Annotated in this window: 12 protein-coding genes and 3 rRNA genes; 3 read left to right on the forward strand and 12 right to left on the reverse strand. The window is 66.4% G+C overall.

Going from position 1 to position 15,847, the window contains the following annotated elements; all coding sequences use genetic code 11:
* Positions 1-153 precede the first annotated feature (153 nt).
* On the forward strand, positions 154-933 hold the full coding sequence (locus GT045_RS20965; RefSeq protein WP_161286997.1) for an ECF subfamily RNA polymerase sigma factor, BldN family: 780 nt from the start codon (positions 154-156) through the stop codon (positions 931-933).
* A gap of 235 nt (positions 934-1,168) precedes the next feature.
* Complete coding sequence (locus tag GT045_RS20970) at positions 1,169-2,404, forward strand: DUF5667 domain-containing protein (protein WP_161286996.1); 1,236 nt, start codon at positions 1,169-1,171, stop codon at positions 2,402-2,404.
* A gap of 86 nt (positions 2,405-2,490) precedes the next feature.
* Here the strand turns inward: GT045_RS20970 and GT045_RS20975 are convergent, their stop codons facing one another.
* The 12 genes from GT045_RS20975 to GT045_RS21030 form a co-directional block, all read right to left on the reverse strand.
* Positions 2,491-3,555, reverse strand: coding sequence for a lysophospholipid acyltransferase family protein (locus GT045_RS20975; protein WP_161286995.1), 1,065 nt, complete (start codon positions 3,553-3,555; stop codon positions 2,491-2,493).
* A gap of 14 nt (positions 3,556-3,569) precedes the next feature.
* The gene (locus tag GT045_RS20980; protein ID WP_161286994.1) at positions 3,570-4,631 is read right to left on the reverse strand and encodes an NAD-dependent epimerase/dehydratase family protein; all 1,062 of its coding nucleotides are present in this window, start codon (positions 4,629-4,631) and stop codon (positions 3,570-3,572) included.
* Positions 4,632-4,837: 206 nt separating this feature from the next.
* On the reverse strand, positions 4,838-4,936 hold the full coding sequence (locus GT045_RS20985; protein WP_003948845.1) for an AURKAIP1/COX24 domain-containing protein: 99 nt from the start codon (positions 4,934-4,936) through the stop codon (positions 4,838-4,840).
* Positions 4,937-5,072: 136 nt separating this feature from the next.
* Positions 5,073-5,285, reverse strand: a complete 213-nt coding sequence (locus tag GT045_RS20990) for a helix-turn-helix domain-containing protein (protein ID WP_121791081.1) — start codon at positions 5,283-5,285, stop codon at positions 5,073-5,075.
* A gap of 129 nt (positions 5,286-5,414) precedes the next feature.
* The gene (locus GT045_RS20995; RefSeq protein ID WP_161286993.1) at positions 5,415-6,230 is read right to left on the reverse strand and encodes a phosphatase; all 816 of its coding nucleotides are present in this window, start codon (positions 6,228-6,230) and stop codon (positions 5,415-5,417) included.
* A gap of 118 nt (positions 6,231-6,348) precedes the next feature.
* A complete protein-coding gene (locus GT045_RS21000) occupies positions 6,349-7,521 on the reverse strand; it encodes an acetoin utilization protein AcuC (protein WP_161286992.1) in 1,173 nt (390 codons plus the stop codon).
* Positions 7,472-8,689, reverse strand: coding sequence for an MFS transporter (locus tag GT045_RS21005; RefSeq protein WP_202514910.1), 1,218 nt, complete (start codon positions 8,687-8,689; stop codon positions 7,472-7,474). Before GT045_RS21005 ends, GT045_RS21000 begins: the two co-directional genes overlap by 50 nt.
* A gap of 86 nt (positions 8,690-8,775) precedes the next feature.
* Positions 8,776-9,489 (reverse strand): VC0807 family protein, encoded by a 714-nt coding sequence (locus tag GT045_RS21010; protein ID WP_161286991.1) that lies wholly within the window; start codon positions 9,487-9,489, stop codon positions 8,776-8,778.
* A gap of 92 nt (positions 9,490-9,581) precedes the next feature.
* Positions 9,582-10,226: an HAD family hydrolase gene (locus GT045_RS21015; RefSeq protein ID WP_161335095.1), complete on the reverse strand. Its 645-nt coding sequence runs from the start codon at positions 10,224-10,226 to the stop codon at positions 9,582-9,584.
* A gap of 120 nt (positions 10,227-10,346) precedes the next feature.
* Positions 10,347-10,463, reverse strand: a 5S ribosomal RNA gene (gene rrf, locus GT045_RS21020).
* Positions 10,464-10,549: 86 nt separating this feature from the next.
* Positions 10,550-13,668: ribosomal RNA gene (locus tag GT045_RS21025) — 23S ribosomal RNA — on the reverse strand.
* A gap of 304 nt (positions 13,669-13,972) precedes the next feature.
* A 16S ribosomal RNA gene (locus GT045_RS21030) occupies positions 13,973-15,498 on the reverse strand.
* The 16S, 23S and 5S rRNA genes sit together here, the layout of an rRNA operon.
* Positions 15,499-15,609: 111 nt before the next feature.
* Here GT045_RS21030 and GT045_RS39905 point away from each other — a divergent pair.
* Positions 15,610-15,847: hypothetical protein (locus GT045_RS39905; RefSeq protein WP_237538748.1), on the forward strand; the 238-nt coding region annotated here is incomplete at its 3' end.

A 15,847-nucleotide genomic window follows, 5' to 3' on the forward strand; every position in this document is an offset into this window, starting at 1 on the left:
AGATACGACGCAATCGATGATTTGAGCAACTCGGTGTAGCAGTGCCTGTACGAAGCGTTATTCTCCTCAGACGCAATCCGGAACCCCTCCGTCGCCACGACGGGTGAACGGTCCCGCACTGCACGTGATGGAAGCTCTGCCTCTGGGAGTCCCGTGTACCCACACGTCGGGGTTGACGCCTCGGGCCTGGCTACGCTGCGCGCAACGGTCGCGACGGCCAAAGAGACGCTGCGCGGCTTCGTCCCCCCCGCGTACGCCGTCCCCGCCTTCGCCGCCGCCGCACCGGCAGGCCCGTGCTACGCACTGGCCGACGGCGGCGCCGCCGTCGGCAGACGAGGGCGTGCCACCGGCTCCGCCACCGCCCGCCGCCCGGCCGCAGACAGCGACAGCGCCCGGATGATGGACCTCGTCGAACGCGCCCAGGCGGGGGAGGCCGAGGCTTTCGGGCGCCTGTACGACCAGTACAGCGACACCGTCTACCGGTACATCTACTACCGCGTCGGCGGCCGGGCCACCGCCGAGGACCTCACCAGCGAGACCTTTCTGCGGGCGCTCAGAAGGATCGGCACCTTCACCTGGCAGGGCCGCGACTTCGGGGCCTGGCTGGTCACCATCGCCCGGAACCTGGTCGCCGACCACTTCAAGTCCAGCCGCTTCCGGCTGGAGGTCACCACCGGCGAGATGCTCGACGCCAACGAGGTCGAGCGCTCCCCGGAGGACTCCGTCCTGGAGTCCCTGTCGAACGCCGCGCTGCTCGACGCCGTACGGCGGCTCAACCCGCAGCAGCAGGAGTGTGTGACGCTCCGCTTCCTCCAGGGCCTCTCGGTCGCCGAGACCGCCCGGGTGATGGGCAAGAACGAGGGCGCCATCAAGACCCTCCAGTACCGCGCCGTACGCACCCTCGCCCGCCTGCTGCCGGACGACGCCCGCTGAGCGAGCCGACGATGGGCGACAGCCAACTCACTTTCCGTGAGCGCCCGTTGCCTTTCCGATCCGACCATCCGCTGTCCGTAACCCAAGTGCCGCGCCAGTCGTTGTGCGGGATACAGGCTCCCTGTGGTCACGTCCCGGCCGACCCTGATCGCTCGATCGAGGGAAGTGGTCGTGGGCGTGCAACCCTCAGGACCCCCTGGGGAGTCGACCGTCATGACGAGAGGAGGTGCCGCCAGTGATCGCGAACGTATCGGCGCACCGGCGGGCGAACGCCTTCGCCCAGGCCCTGGAGGAGCAGTCCGACCGGGACCCGGCGGCCGAGCAGTCCGCAGCAGCGGCGGAGACGCCGCCGGCCGCCGAGGAGCAGACCGAACGGGGCCGCCTGCTGGCCCTGGCCACGGGTCTCGGCGCGCTGCCCAAGCCGCAGCTCGACCCGGAGGTCAAGGTCGTTCAGCGGGCCCAGCTGGTGGCCGCGATGGAGGCCATGCTCCGGGAGGGTACGGGGGCGGCGGAAGCATCGGTACCGGAACAGCGTTCGCACCGGAGCCGGGGCGCACACCGGGCGAGCCCGCTGGGCAAGCTCCGTCCGCGCACCAGGCTGACCAAGGGGCTCGCGGCCGGCGGGCTCAGTGTCGGCGTGGCCGCCGGGGCCTTCGGCGGGGTCGCCGCCGCCAGCTCCGACGCCCTTCCCGGAGACTCGCTGTACGGCTTGAAGCGCGGCATCGAGGACTTCAAGCTCAACTACCTGAGCGACGGCGACGACCAGCGCGGCCAGACCTACCTGGACCAGGCTTCCACCCGGCTCAGCGAGGCCCGCAGGCTGCTGGAGCGCGGCCGGGGCGGCCACCTGGACCACGAGTCCATCGGCGAGATCCGCCGCACCCTCTCCGGGATGCAGCACGACGTCACCGAGGGCCACCGCCTGCTCCACGCGGCCTACGCGGCCGATCCGGACTCCCTGGGCCCCATCCAGGCGCTGTCCGCCTTCTCCCGGTCCCACCGTGAGGCGTGGAGCGCGCTCAGCGACCGGCTGCCGGTACAGCTGGGCGACGTGAAACAGCAGGTCTCCTCGGTCTTCGACGCCATAGACCAAGAGGTCGCCCCGCTGCAGTCCCTGCTCCCGCCGCCGCCGACCCCCTCCGGCGGCGACCGGCACCGGGGCGGCTCGGGCTCACCGTCCGTCGGCTCCTCCGGCAGTCAGCGGTCGACGGCACCCGGCTCCGCCGGCGGCACCCCGTCCGCCGGGCAGCACACGGGCACCGGCACCCCGAGCGGCTCGGCCACCGGCAGCAGCGGCGAGGGCCTCATCGGCGGCGACACGGGCGGCCTGCTGGAGCCCCCGAAGACCGGGCCCGACGGCAGCTCCCCGTCCGCCGGCAAGTCCCCGACGGGCCAGCCGGACGTCACCATCCCGCCGCTCCTGCCCGACCTGCTCCCCGGCCTCGGCATCGACAGCGACGACGCCGACTAGCCACGGCTGCGACGACGAGGGGCGCCCCTCCCGAGCGGGGCGCCCCTCGTCGTACGACCGCACGCCTCAGAAGAACACCGACCGCCTCAGAAGAACACCGACCGCCGCTGCACCAGCAGCTTGTACAGCGTGTGCTGGATCTGCTCGCGGACCTGGTCGGTCAGGTTGAACATCAGCATCGGGTCCTCCGCCGCCTCCGGCGGATACCCGTCCGTCGCGATCGGCTCGCCGAACTGGATCGTCCACTTCGTGGGCAGCGGAATCGCACCCAGCGGCCCCAGCCAGGGAAAGGTCGGCGTCAGGGGGAAGTACGGGAAGCCCAGCACCCTCGCCAACGTCTTGGCGTTGCCGATCATCGGGTAGATCTCCTCGGCCCCGACGATCGAGCAGGGGATGATCGGCGCGCCCTGCCGCAGAGCGGTGGAGACGAAGCCGCCGCGGCCGAACCGCTGGAGCTTGTAGCGCTCGCCGAAAGGTTTCCCGATGCCCTTGAAGCCCTCCGGCATCACCCCGACCAGCTCGCCCTGGGCCAGCAGGCGTTCCGCGTCCTCCGCACAGGCCAGCGTGTGACCCAGCTTGCGGGCCAGCTCGTTGACCACCGGCAGCACGAAGACCAGGTCGGCGGCCAGCAGACGCAGATGACGGCCGGCCGGATGCCGGTCGTGCACCGCGACCTGCATCATCAGGCCGTCCAGCGGCAGCGTCCCGGAGTGGTTGGCGACGAGCAGCGCTCCGCCCTTGGCCGGGATGTTCTCGATGCCCTTCACCTCGACCCGGAAGTACTTCTCGTACACCGGCCGCAGCAGCGACATCAGGACCTGGTCGGTCAGCTCCTCGTCGTAACCGAAGTCGTCGACCTCGTAGTCCCCGGTGAGCCGGCGCCGCAGAAAGGCCAGCCCGGCCGCCACCCGCCGCTCCAGGCCGCCGTCCTGCCCGTCGGCCTCCGGTTGCGCCGAGGGCCCCTCCTCGCCGTTCACAGGGCCGTCCTCCCGTACTCGTTCCCGGCCCGGCAGCGGCTGGACCGCACCCAGCTCGCCCGGCTCCCCGAGCGCGCCACGCCGGCTCCCCCCGCCGCGGCGCCGCGCCTGGCGCTGCCCGGCGCTCCCGCGGGACCGGTCGTCGTCGAACGGAATGACCTTGGCGTCCGCCATCGTTGCCGCTCTCCTCAGTTGGCGCTGTGCGTCTGGGGGTTGCCGTCCGCCCTCGCGGTCAGCGCGGTGATCCGGTCGACGGCCCTCGCGAGGGTCTCCGGCGGCAGCAGCCCGGGGCCCTGGCCGTGCGCGAAGTCCGCGAAGGTCCCGGCCGTCGTGTAGCGGGGCGTGAAGCCCAGCGTCTCGCGCATCTGGGTCGTGTCCACCACCCGCCCGTGGGTGAGCAGCCGGATCTGCTCCGGGGAGAAGTCCGTCATCCCGAGCGTGCGGACCAGGGAGCCGGCCCAGGTGACCGCGGGCAGCAGCAGGGGCACGGTGGGCCGCCCGAGCCGCCGGGAGCACTGCGAGAGCAGCAGCACGCCGTCCCCGGCGATGTTGAAGGTGCCGCTGTTGAGGGTCCCCCGGCGCGGCTCGTGCGAGGCGATCCGCAGCACCTCGATGACGTCGTCCTCGTGCACGAACTGCAGCCGCGGGTCGTAGCCGATCACCGTCGGCAGGACGGGCAGCGCGAAGTACGAGGCGAGCGGGGTCTCCGCGGCCGGCCCGAGGATGTTGGCGAACCGCAGCACGCACACGGCGACGTCGGGCCGCCGCCGCGCGAACCCGCGCACGTACCCCTCCACCTCCACCGCGTCCTTCGCGAAGCCGCCGCTGGGCAGCGACTTGGGCGGCGTCGTCTCGGTGAACACGGCCGGATCACGCGGTGCGGAACCGTAGACGTTCGTACTGGACTTCACCACCAGCCGCCGCACGGCCGGCGACTTCTGGCAGGCGCCGAGCAGCTGCATGGTGCCGATGACGTTGGTCTCCTTGACCGTGGCCCGGTTCCCGCCGCCCAGCGCCGTGCCCGTCACGTCCAGGTGGACCACGGTGTCGGCGCCCGTCTCGGCGAGCACCCGGGCGATCGTCGGCTGCCGGATGTCGGCCTGGATGAAGTCGGCCCCGCCCAGATGGTGCTCCGGCGGCACCGCGTCCACGGCGATCACCCGGTCCACCTCCGGGTCCCGCTGGATCCGCCGCACGAACCGGCCGCCCAGCTGCCGGGCCACTCCGGTGACGAGCACGACCTTCCCCAAGATCAGCGCCTTCCTTCCCGCACAACCGGTATCCCGCGTTCCCCGTCTGCCGCCAACCTAGCCGCTTGTCGTTGCGCTGTGATGACCCCCGATGCGCGAGGTGACGGAATTTCCCCCATCGGCACATGCCGTCCGTCCCGGAATATGCCTGTGGCCCCCCACCACGGATGGTGGGGGGCCACAGGGCCACACTCTCGCGACGCCGCTTACTTCTTGTTGCGGCGCTGAACGCGCGTGCGCTTGAGCAGCTTGCGGTGCTTCTTCTTGGCCATCCGCTTGCGCCGCTTCTTGATAACAGAGCCCACGACTACCCTCGCTCACTTCTCATCACTCGGTTGTTTGGGCGCCATGGGCCCACACGACCTACGAGGGGCTAGCCTACCCAACCGAGCGCTGAGGTCGTAATCGAGGGGATGCCCCCTGGTCACCAGGGGGTCTCGGTCAGGCCGTCTCCACCCCCACATAGCTGTCGCGGAGGTACTCGTGTACCGCTTGCTCCGGGACGCGGAACGAACGTCCCACCCGGATCGCGGGCAGATGACCGCTGTGCACCAAGCGGTACACGGTCATCTTCGACACTCGCATCACCGAGGCGACTTCCGCCACGGTAAGGAACTGAACCTCGTTCAGAGGCCTCTCGCCAGCTGCAGCCATGACACACCTGAACCTTCCGCACTCGACGGCCACCGGCTTCCCCTTCCGGTGACTCTTCGTCGTTGCGTGCTCACTCCCCAGACTAGGGGCGGGTGATGCGAGTGGGGAAGAGGTGCACCCGTCGGGGGCCTACCGTGACAGACTCGCTCGATCGAGCACGTAGCGGGTGAGCGGCCGGTAGTAACTAGACCGCACTGCGTCATCAACCGGAACGACGACGGACACCCGCCCCTCGGCCTCACCCACGAACAGGGCGGGGTCGTCGGTGTCGGCCAGCCCGATCGCCTCGAACCCCAGCTGACCTGCGCCGCAGACCCACCCGTGATCGCCGACGACCAGCTCGGGCAGAGGTCCGCCGGCCGCCGCAGCGGCGTCCAGCGCGACCCGAACCGGGAGCGGCGAGTGGCTGTGGGCACCCGGCTCACAACCGGGGCGCCCGCTCGCCGGTTCCCGCACCAGGGCAACCCCTCGTACGTAGTCGAGGCGATGAGTACGTAGACCGAACCGGGTCAATATGTCGACACAGTGACCCTGCGCCGGGGTGAGAACCTCACATCCCGCCGCCGACATCGCGTCCGCCAAGCCGGCGTAGAAACCGAGCAGCCGCTGCGGGTGCCCGGTGCCGAACAGCACGGGCGCTCCGCGCCGGGCCGCCTCCCGGATCCGCCCGGCGAAGGCGTCCAGCGCGGCGAGCGTCCGCCCCGGATCGATCACGTCCGGGCCGGACGTGCAGCGGGGGTCGGCCGACACCCCGCACCTTCGCGCCATGAGCCCGAGCACCTCCCGGGGCCCCCAGACACCCTCGGGATCGATCCCGATCAGCGCGCGCGGGTCACGGGCGGCGAAGAGCCGGTAACTCCGCAGGCTCGTCTCCCGCGGGGTCGCCACCACCCCGGCCAGCCGAACGGCCACCAGGTGCGCGCGGAGACGGCCGGGGGTCAACACGGATGCGATGGTGACCCATGGGCGGGTACGGCGGCACGGAAACCGGGGAATTGCGCACGGTCGGCCTAACGGCCGCCCGGGACGCAGGCCGCGCGCCCGGCCGGCGCCGGCGGGCGGTTCAGGGCAGCAGCCCCCGCAGCGGGAACACGGCCCGGCGGGTCGCCAGTACGGCCTGGTCGATCCGGTCGGCGGGGTCGTACCCGGACTCCCACGTGCCGTACTCCACCGGCCACCGCCCGTCCGTCATCCGCTGCGGCCCCAACTGCCGCGTCCGGGCGAACACTTCCTGCCGCCAGCCCTCGGGGATCAGCTCTTCCGGCGCCACCGGCCGGCCCGCCGCGATCCCCACCAGGTGCGTCCACGACCGCGGTACGACGTCCACCACCGCGTACCCGCCCCCGCCCAGCGCGATCCACTTCCCGTCCGCGTACTCGTGCGCCAGCTCGTGACAGGCCACCTGCACCGCCCGCTGCGCGTCCAGCGAGACGGCCAGATGCGCGAGGGGGTCCTCGAAGTGCGTGTCGGCCCCGTGCTGGGACACGATCACCTGCGGCCGGAACTCGGCCAGCAGCTCGGGCACCACGGCGTGGAACGCCCGCACCCAGCCCGCGTCCCCCGTCCCGGCCGGCAGCGCCACGTTCACCGCCGAGCCCTCCCCCGCGCCCGCGCCCGTCTCCTGCGGCCACCCGGTCTGCGGGAACAGCGTGCTGGGGTGCTCGTGCAACGAGACCGTCAGCACCCGCGGGTCCTCCCAGAACGCCGCCTGCACCCCGTCCCCGTGGTGCACGTCGACGTCCACGTAGGCGACCCGCTCGGCACCCAGCTCCAGCAGCCGGGCGATCGCCAGCGCCGCGTCGTTGTAGATGCAGAATCCCGACGCCCCGCCCGGCATCGCGTGGTGCAGGCCGCCCGCGAAGTTCACGGCGTGCTCGACGTCCCCGCGCCACACGGCCTCGGCGGCCCCCACCGACTGGCCCGCGATCAGCGCGGACACCTCGTGCATCCCGGCGAACGCGGGATCGTCCACCGTCCCGAGCCCGTACTCCCCGTGGGCCCCCGCCGGATCCGCGGAGGCGGCCTTCACGGCGTCGATGTAGTCCTCGCGGTGGACCAGCCGGAGCGTCGACTCGCCGGCCGGCTTCGCCGCGACGACCGCCAGCTCCCGGTCGAGCCCGAAGGCGCCGACCAGCCGGCGGGTCAGGTCCAGCCGGACCGGATCCATCGGATGGCTCGGACCGAAGTCATAGCCCGTTACTGCCTCGTCCCACATCAGCTGTGCGCGGCCGCTCATGCCCGCCACCGTATCGGTCCGGTTGAGCGGCGAACGACCTGGTGTACCCCAGAGTCACCAGGACCAACACCATCGGCACGAGCATGGCACCCCGATAGCTCCAAGCGTCCCCCAGGGCGCCCACCAGCGGCGAGCCGATCAGGAAGCCCACGTAGTTGAAGATGTTCAGCCGTGCGATCGCCGCGTCCGACGCCCCCGGGAACAACCTCCCCGCCGCGGCGAAGGTCTGCGGCACCAGCACGCACAGGCCCAGCCCCAGCAGCGTGAACCCGAGCATCCCCGTCCACGCGCCGGGCGCCACGGCGACCACCGCGAACCCCCCGGCCGCCACCAGCGCCCCGAGCCGTACGACCGCCGCCGCCCCGAACCTGCGCACTCCGGTGTCCCCGATGGTCCGCCCCACCAGCGTGGTCACCATGTAGACGTTGTACGGCACGGTCGCCAGCTGCTCCGAGCTGCCCAGTACGTCCTTCAGGTACTTCGCGCTCCAGTTGGAGACGGTCGAGTCCCCGATGTAGGCGAAGGTCATCACCAGGCACAGCGGCAGCAGCAGCCTGAACACCAGGACCCCGCCCCGCGCCTGCCCGTCCGGCACGGGCGCCGGTTCCGCGTCGACGTACCACCGGCTCGCCACCAGCGTCGCCGGCAGCAGCACGGCCACCACCGGCAGGTACGACACCCACAACGCCAGGTGCCAGTGCGCCCCGGCCCAGGCCAGCGAGGCTCCCAGGATCCCGCCGAGGCTGTAGGCGGCGTGGAAGCCGAGCATGATGCTGCGGCCGTACGACCGCTGGAGGCTGACGCCGAGCATGTTCATCGACGCGTCCAGCGCCCCCACCGCCAGCCCGAAGACGCCCAGCGCCACCGCCACGGCGGCCACCTGCCCGCGGCCGCCGGCCCCCGCGCCGAGCAGCGCCAGCAGCACCACCGGCTGGGACCAGCGCAGCAGCCGGCTGGGCCGTACCCGCTTCACCAGCTGCTCGGTGGCCACACTGCCCGCGCCCGCGAGGATCGGCACGGCGGCGAGGAAGACCGGCAGCAGCCCGTCGGATATCCCGTACCGGTCCTGGATGGCCGGGATGCGCGTCACCAGCAGGGCGAAGGCGACTCCCTGGGCGAAGAAGCCGAACGCCAGCGAGGCCCTGCCACGCCGCAGCACATCAGTCATGGCGGCGAGAGTAGGGCCCCGGGCTACCTGTGGGTAGATCCAGCCAAAGATGAATTTCCCTCAGGTTCAGTTGCCCTGAGTCCGCGTCAGGCGGCGACGGCCACCGCGGGCCGCTCGGACCGGCCGGCTTCCACCTCGGCCTTGAGCATCCGCTCCATCGGCTCGGCCGCCAGCCCGCCGCCGACGACGAAGCCGATCACCATCGCGCCGACCATGAAGACCGTGCCGAGCCACACCATCGTGTCCACCGGGAGGGTGTAGGCACCCACGAAACGCGCCACGCACTCGGCGAGCAGCACCGTGCCCCAGACGATCGAGAAGGCGTTCTCCTTGCGCCGGAAGGCCGCGGAGTCGGCCGCCGCGCCGGACACCAGCCGCTGCCAGGCGGCCTCCTTGGCGGCGTCGCCCTTGATGAGGAAGGGCCTCATGCCCGCGGTCATCATCGGCCGGCCGAGCCGGACGGACACGAGGATGCCGATGGCGACCGTGCTGCTGACTCCGCTGTCCTTGGCGAGCATCAGCCGCGGGTCGCCGGAGACGAAGCTCAGCAGCAGCGAGACGACGTTCACGACGAGGATCAGTCCCGCCAGCGCGTTGGTCTTCCGCTCCCTGACCAGGCCCCACACGGTCCGCACCGCGGGCACCACGCTGCTCCAGGCGAGCGCGGCGAAGGTGCTCATCCCGCAGGCGTCCTTGAAGAGGTAGTACGAGCCGAGCGGCACCGCCACGTCGATGAGCAGCGGCCTGAAGTTGTCCAGCACGCTCGGCTTGCGCCCCTGGGTCCCCGTGTTCTTCGTCATGCCCCCAGCTTCGCCCGTGGCCGGGGCCCGGCAGTAGGAACGATCGTCCGGAGGTCCGCATGACAATTGTCAGCCCGGACCGCCGACCGGGGTCATATCAGCAGGTCAGCCAACTCGCCCAGATCGGAGAAGAGTTGGCTTGCGCCCGCGAGCCGTGCCGCGGGGGTCATCGCGGTGAACCCGTACACGTCCATCCCGGCCGCCACGGCGGCCTGCACGCCCAGCGGGGAGTCCTCGACGACCACGCACCGCTCGGGGGCCACTCCCATCCGCTCGGCCGCGTACAGGAACAGGTCGGGTGCCGGCTTCCCCCGGCCGACGTCCTCCGAGCTGAAGACGCGTCCCTCCTCGAACCACCGGTCGAGCCCGGTCGTCCGGTGTCCCACCCGGATCCGCTCGTGGCTCCCGGAGGACGCCACGCAGTACGGCACCCCGTCCGCGGCGAGCTTCTCCAGGACGCCGGTCACGCCGGGCACGGGCCGCAGCTCGCGCTCGAACGCGGCGAACACGCGCGCGTGGAAGACCTCGTCGAAGTCCTCGGGCAGCCGCCGGCCCGTCCGTTCCAGGATCAGGTCGTGGACCCGGTGCATCGCCGAGCCCATGTAGTCGCGGATGGAGTCCTCGTACGTCGTCGGGTGCCCCAGCTCGGTCAGATAGGCGGCCAGGAGCTGGTTGGATATGGGCTCGCTGTCCACGAGGACACCGTCGTTGTCGAAGATGACGAGGTCGTAGCGCATGGCATCGAGCGTAGAGGATCCGACGAACGGAATAGAGGGCCCGACGAACGGGATACGGAATAGAGGGTCCGGAACGCAGAAAACCCCCGCATCAAAGATGCGGGGGTTTTCCCAAAATTTGTTCGGCGGCGTCCTACTCTCCCACAGGGTCCCCCCTGCAGTACCATCGGCGCTGTGAGGCTTAGCTTCCGGGTTCGGAATGTAACCGGGCGTTTCCCTCACGCTATGACCACCGAAACACTATGAAACTGAACGCCGCACCACGCTGTGGCAACGTGGGGCTGTTCGTGGTTTCAGAACCAACACAGTGGACGCGAGCAACTGAGGACAAGCCCTCGGCCTATTAGTACCGGTCACCTCCACCAGTTACCTGGCTTCCAGATCCGGCCTATCAACCCAGTCGTCTACTGGGAGCCTTACCCTCTCAAGGAGGTGGGAATACTCATCTCGAAGCAGGCTTCCCGCTTAGATGCTTTCAGCGGTTATCCCTCCCGAACGTAGCCAACCAGCCATGCCCTTGGCAGAACAACTGGCACACCAGAGGTTCGTCCGTCCCGGTCCTCTCGTACTAGGGACAGCCCTTCTCAATATTCCTACGCGCACAGCGGATAGGGACCGAACTGTCTCACGACGTTCTAAACCCAGCTCGCGTACCGCTTTAATGGGCGAACAGCCCAACCCTTGGGACCGACTCCAGCCCCAGGATGCGACGAGCCGACATCGAGGTGCCAAACCATCCCGTCGATATGGACTCTTGGGGAAGATCAGCCTGTTATCCCCGGGGTACCTTTTATCCGTTGAGCGACGGCGCTTCCACAAGCCACCGCCGGATCACTAGTCCCGACTTTCGTCCCTGCTCGACCCGTCGGTCTCACAGTCAAGCTCCCTTGTGCACTTACACTCAACACCTGATTGCCAACCAGGCTGAGGGAACCTTTGGGCGCCTCCGTTACTCTTTAGGAGGCAACCGCCCCAGTTAAACTACCCATCAGACACTGTCCCTGATCCGGATCACGGACCCAGGTTAGACATCCAGCACGACCAGACTGGTATTTCAACGACGACTCCACAAACACTGGCGTGCCTGCTTCAAAGTCTCCCAGCTATCCTACACAAGCCGAACCGAACACCAATATCAAACTGTAGTAAAGGTCCCGGGGTCTTTCCGTCCTGCTGCGCGAAACGAGCATCTTTACTCGTAGTGCAATTTCACCGGGCCTATGGTTGAGACAGTCGAGAAGTCGTTACGCCATTCGTGCAGGTCGGAACTTACCCGACAAGGAATTTCGCTACCTTAGGATGGTTATAGTTACCACCGCCGTTTACTGGCGCTTAAGTTCTCAGCTTCGCCCTGTCGAAACAGAGCTAACCGGTCCCCTTAACGTTCCAGCACCGGGCAGGCGTCAGTCCGTATACATCGCCTTACGGCTTCGCACGGACCTGTGTTTTTAGTAAACAGTCGCTTCTCGCTGGTCTCTGCGGCCACACCCAGCTCAGAGCGCAAAGCTCATCACCAGACATGGCCCCCCTTCTCCCGAAGTTACGGGGGCATTTTGCCGAGTTCCTTAACCATAGTTCACCCGAACGCCTCGGTATTCTCTACCTGACCACCTGAGTCGGTTTAGGGTACGGGCCGCCATGAAACTCGCTAGAGGCTTTTCTCGACAGCATAGGATCATCCACTTCACCACAATCGGCTCGGCATCAGGTCTCAGACTATATGCTGCCCGGATTTACCTAGACAACGTCCTACACCCTTACCCCGGGACAACCACCGCCCGGGATGGACTACCTTCCTGCGTCACCCCATCACTCACCTACTAACCGCTTGGGCCGGCGGCTCCACCACTTTCCTTTCCCCGAAGGGTCCGGAACGGCTTCACGGCCTTAGCATCACGATGCTCGATGTTTGACGCTTCACAGCGGGTACCGGAATATCAACCGGTTATCCATCGACTACGCCTGTCGGCCTCGCCTTAGGTCCCGACTTACCCTGGGCAGATCAGCTTGACCCAGGAACCCTTAGTCAATCGGCGCAAACGTTTCTCACGTTTGTATCGCTACTCATGCCTGCATTCTCACTCGTCAACCGTCCACGACTACCTTCCAGTGCCGCTTCACCCGGCAGACGACGCTCCCCTACCCATCCATACAGGCGTTGGCCCTATTGTATGAATGACACGACTTCGGCGGTACGCTTGAGCCCCGCTACATTGTCGGCGCGGAATCACTAGACCAGTGAGCTATTACGCACTCTTTCAAGGGTGGCTGCTTCTAAGCCAACCTCCTGGTTGTCTGTGCGACTCCACATCCTTTCCCACTTAGCGTACGCTTAGGGGCCTTAGTCGATGCTCTGGGCTGTTTCCCTCTCGACCATGGAGCTTATCCCCCACAGTCTCACTGCCGCGCTCTCACTTACCGGCATTCGGAGTTTGGCTAAGGTCAGTAACCCGGTAGGGCCCATCGCCTATCCAGTGCTCTACCTCCGGCAAGAAACACACGACGCTGCACCTAAATGCATTTCGGGGAGAACCAGCTATCACGGAGTTTGATTGGCCTTTCACCCCTAACCACAGGTCATCCCCCAGGTTTTCAACCCTGGTGGGTTCGGTCCTCCACGAAGTCTTACCTCCGCTTCAACCTGCCCATGGCTAGATCACTCCGCTTCGGGTCTTGAGCGTGCTACTAAAACGCCCTATTCGGACTCGCTTTCGCTACGGCTTCCCCACCCGGGTTAACCTCGCAACACACCGCAAACTCGCAGGCTCATTCTTCAAAAGGCACGCAGTCACGAGATACAGCAAGCTGTATCCGACGCTCCCACGGCTTGTAGGCACACGGTTTCAGGTACTATTTCACTCCGCTCCCGCGGTACTTTTCACCATTCCCTCACGGTACTATCCGCTATCGGTCACCAGGGAATATTTAGGCTTAGCGGGTGGTCCCGCCAGATTCACACGGGATTTCTCGGGCCCCGTGCTACTTGGGTGTCTCTCAAACGAGCCGCTGACGTTTCGACTACGGGGGTCTTACCCTCTACGCCGGACCTTTCGCATGTCCTTCGCCTACATCAACGGTTTCTGACTCGTCTCACAGCCGGCAGACTGTGAAAGAGAGATCCCACAACCCCGCATGCGCAACCCCTGCCGGGTCTCACACGCATACGGTTTGGCCTCATCCGGTTTCGCTCGCCACTACTCCCGGAATCACGGTTGTTTTCTCTTCCTGAGGGTACTGAGATGTTTCACTTCCCCTCGTTCCCTCCACACTGCCTATGTGTTCAGCAGCGGGTGACAGCCCATGACGACTGCCGGGTTTCCCCATTCGGAAACCCCCGGATCAAAGCCTGGTTGACGACTCCCCGGGGACTATCGTGGCCTCCCACGTCCTTCATCGGTTCCTGGTGCCAAGGCATCCACCGTGCGCCCTTAAAAACTTGGCCACAGATGCTCGCGTCCACTGTGCAGTTCTCAAACAACGACCAGCCACCCATCACCCCGAACCAACCGGTTCGAGTGCACTGGGGCCGGCGACTGAAGGAAGATCATTCCCTCAGACACCCAACAGCGTGCCCGACACGATCAGCCGACCAGATCAGCGTTCCACGCCCCGAAGAGCGGTACTAGCGCCTGGTCCGTCCTGGACCGTGCCGAATAATCAACGTTCCACCCATGAGCAACCAGCATCAGACATTCGCTGATGTACTGGCCTCTGACCAGGCAAGCCCGGTAAGAAGTGCTCCTTAGAAAGGAGGTGATCCAGCCGCACCTTCCGGTACGGCTACCTTGTTACGACTTCGTCCCAATCGCTAGTCCCACCTTCGACAGCTCCCTCCCACAAGGGGTTGGGCCACCGGCTTCGGGTGTTACCAACTTTCGTGACGTGACGGGCGGTGTGTACAAGGCCCGGGAACGTATTCACCGCAGCAATGCTGATCTGCGATTACTAGCAACTCCGACTTCATGGGGTCGAGTTGCAGACCCCAATCCGAACTGAGACCGGCTTTTTGAGATTCGCTCCACCTCACGGTATCGCAGCTCATTGTACCGGCCATTGTAGCACGTGTGCAGCCCAAGACATAAGGGGCATGATGACTTGACGTCGTCCCCACCTTCCTCCGAGTTGACCCCGGCGGTCTCCTGTGAGTCCCCATCACCCCGAAGGGCATGCTGGCAACACAGAACAAGGGTTGCGCTCGTTGCGGGACTTAACCCAACATCTCACGACACGAGCTGACGACAGCCATGCACCACCTGTACACCGACCACAAGGGGGCGCCTGTCTCCAGACGTTTCCGGTGTATGTCAAGCCTTGGTAAGGTTCTTCGCGTTGCGTCGAATTAAGCCACATGCTCCGCTGCTTGTGCGGGCCCCCGTCAATTCCTTTGAGTTTTAGCCTTGCGGCCGTACTCCCCAGGCGGGGAACTTAATGCGTTAGCTGCGGCACCGACGACGTGGAATGTCGCCAACACCTAGTTCCCACCGTTTACGGCGTGGACTACCAGGGTATCTAATCCTGTTCGCTCCCCACGCTTTCGCTCCTCAGCGTCAGTAATGGCCCAGAGATCCGCCTTCGCCACCGGTGTTCCTCCTGATATCTGCGCATTTCACCGCTACACCAGGAATTCCGATCTCCCCTACCACACTCTAGCTAGCCCGTATCGAATGCAGACCCGGGGTTAAGCCCCGGGCTTTCACACCCGACGTGACAAGCCGCCTACGAGCTCTTTACGCCCAATAATTCCGGACAACGCTTGCGCCCTACGTATTACCGCGGCTGCTGGCACGTAGTTAGCCGGCGCTTCTTCTGCAGGTACCGTCACTTTCGCTTCTTCCCTGCTGAAAGAGGTTTACAACCCGAAGGCCGTCATCCCTCACGCGGCGTCGCTGCATCAGGCTTTCGCCCATTGTGCAATATTCCCCACTGCTGCCTCCCGTAGGAGTCTGGGCCGTGTCTCAGTCCCAGTGTGGCCGGTCGCCCTCTCAGGCCGGCTACCCGTCGTCGCCTTGGTGAGCCATTACCTCACCAACAAGCTGATAGGCCGCGGGCTCATCCTTCACCGCCGGAGCTTTACACCATCAAGGATGCCCAAGATGGTCATATCCGATATTAGACCCCGTTTCCAGGGCTTGTCCCAGAGTGAAGGGCAGATTGCCCACGTGTTACTCACCCGTTCGCCACTAATCCCCACCGAAGTGGTTCATCGTTCGACTTGCATGTGTTAAGCACGCCGCCAGCGTTCGTCCTGAGCCAGGATCAAACTCTCCGTGAATGTTTTCCCGTAATCGGGACGACACCACGATGAGCGGAACAGTCAGGCGGAATAGGCCCGACCGTTCTCAGCGTCCTCGCTGTGTTTTTTCAAAGGAACCTCGTCCCGATCGTGATGACCGGAGACGGGGTATCAACATATCTGGCGTTGATTTTTGGCACGCTGTTGAGTTCTCAAGGAACGGTCGCTTCCTTTGTACTCACCCTCTCGGGCTTTCCTCCGGGCTTCCCTTCGGTGTTTCCGACTCTATCAGATCTTTTCTCGATCCGATTTCCTCGGCGCTTTCCAGGTTCCCGCTTCCGCGTTTCCCTTTCCGGCGGTTCCGACTCTATCAGATCCTTTCGGCGTC

Source organism: Streptomyces sp. SID486, from assembly GCF_009865385.1.
Taxonomy (GTDB): domain Bacteria; phylum Actinomycetota; class Actinomycetes; order Streptomycetales; family Streptomycetaceae; genus Streptomyces.

What these genes read in the sequence shown, in the direction of transcription:
- GT045_RS20975 (WP_161286995.1), bottom strand. Translation starts at nt 3,555, where the DNA reads ATGGCGGACGCCAAGGTCATTCCGTTCGACGACGACCGGTCCCGCGGG.
- GT045_RS20990 (WP_121791081.1), bottom strand. Translation starts at nt 5,285, where the DNA reads ATGGCTGCAGCTGGCGAGAGGCCTCTGAACGAGGTTCAGTTCCTTACC.
- GT045_RS21000 (WP_161286992.1), bottom strand. Translation starts at nt 7,521, where the DNA reads ATGAGCGGCCGCGCACAGCTGATGTGGGACGAGGCAGTAACGGGCTAT.
- GT045_RS21005 (WP_202514910.1), bottom strand. Translation starts at nt 8,689, where the DNA reads ATGACTGATGTGCTGCGGCGTGGCAGGGCCTCGCTGGCGTTCGGCTTC.
- GT045_RS21010 (WP_161286991.1), bottom strand. Translation starts at nt 9,489, where the DNA reads ATGACGAAGAACACGGGGACCCAGGGGCGCAAGCCGAGCGTGCTGGAC.
- GT045_RS21015 (WP_161335095.1), bottom strand. Translation starts at nt 10,226, where the DNA reads ATGCGCTACGACCTCGTCATCTTCGACAACGACGGTGTCCTCGTGGAC.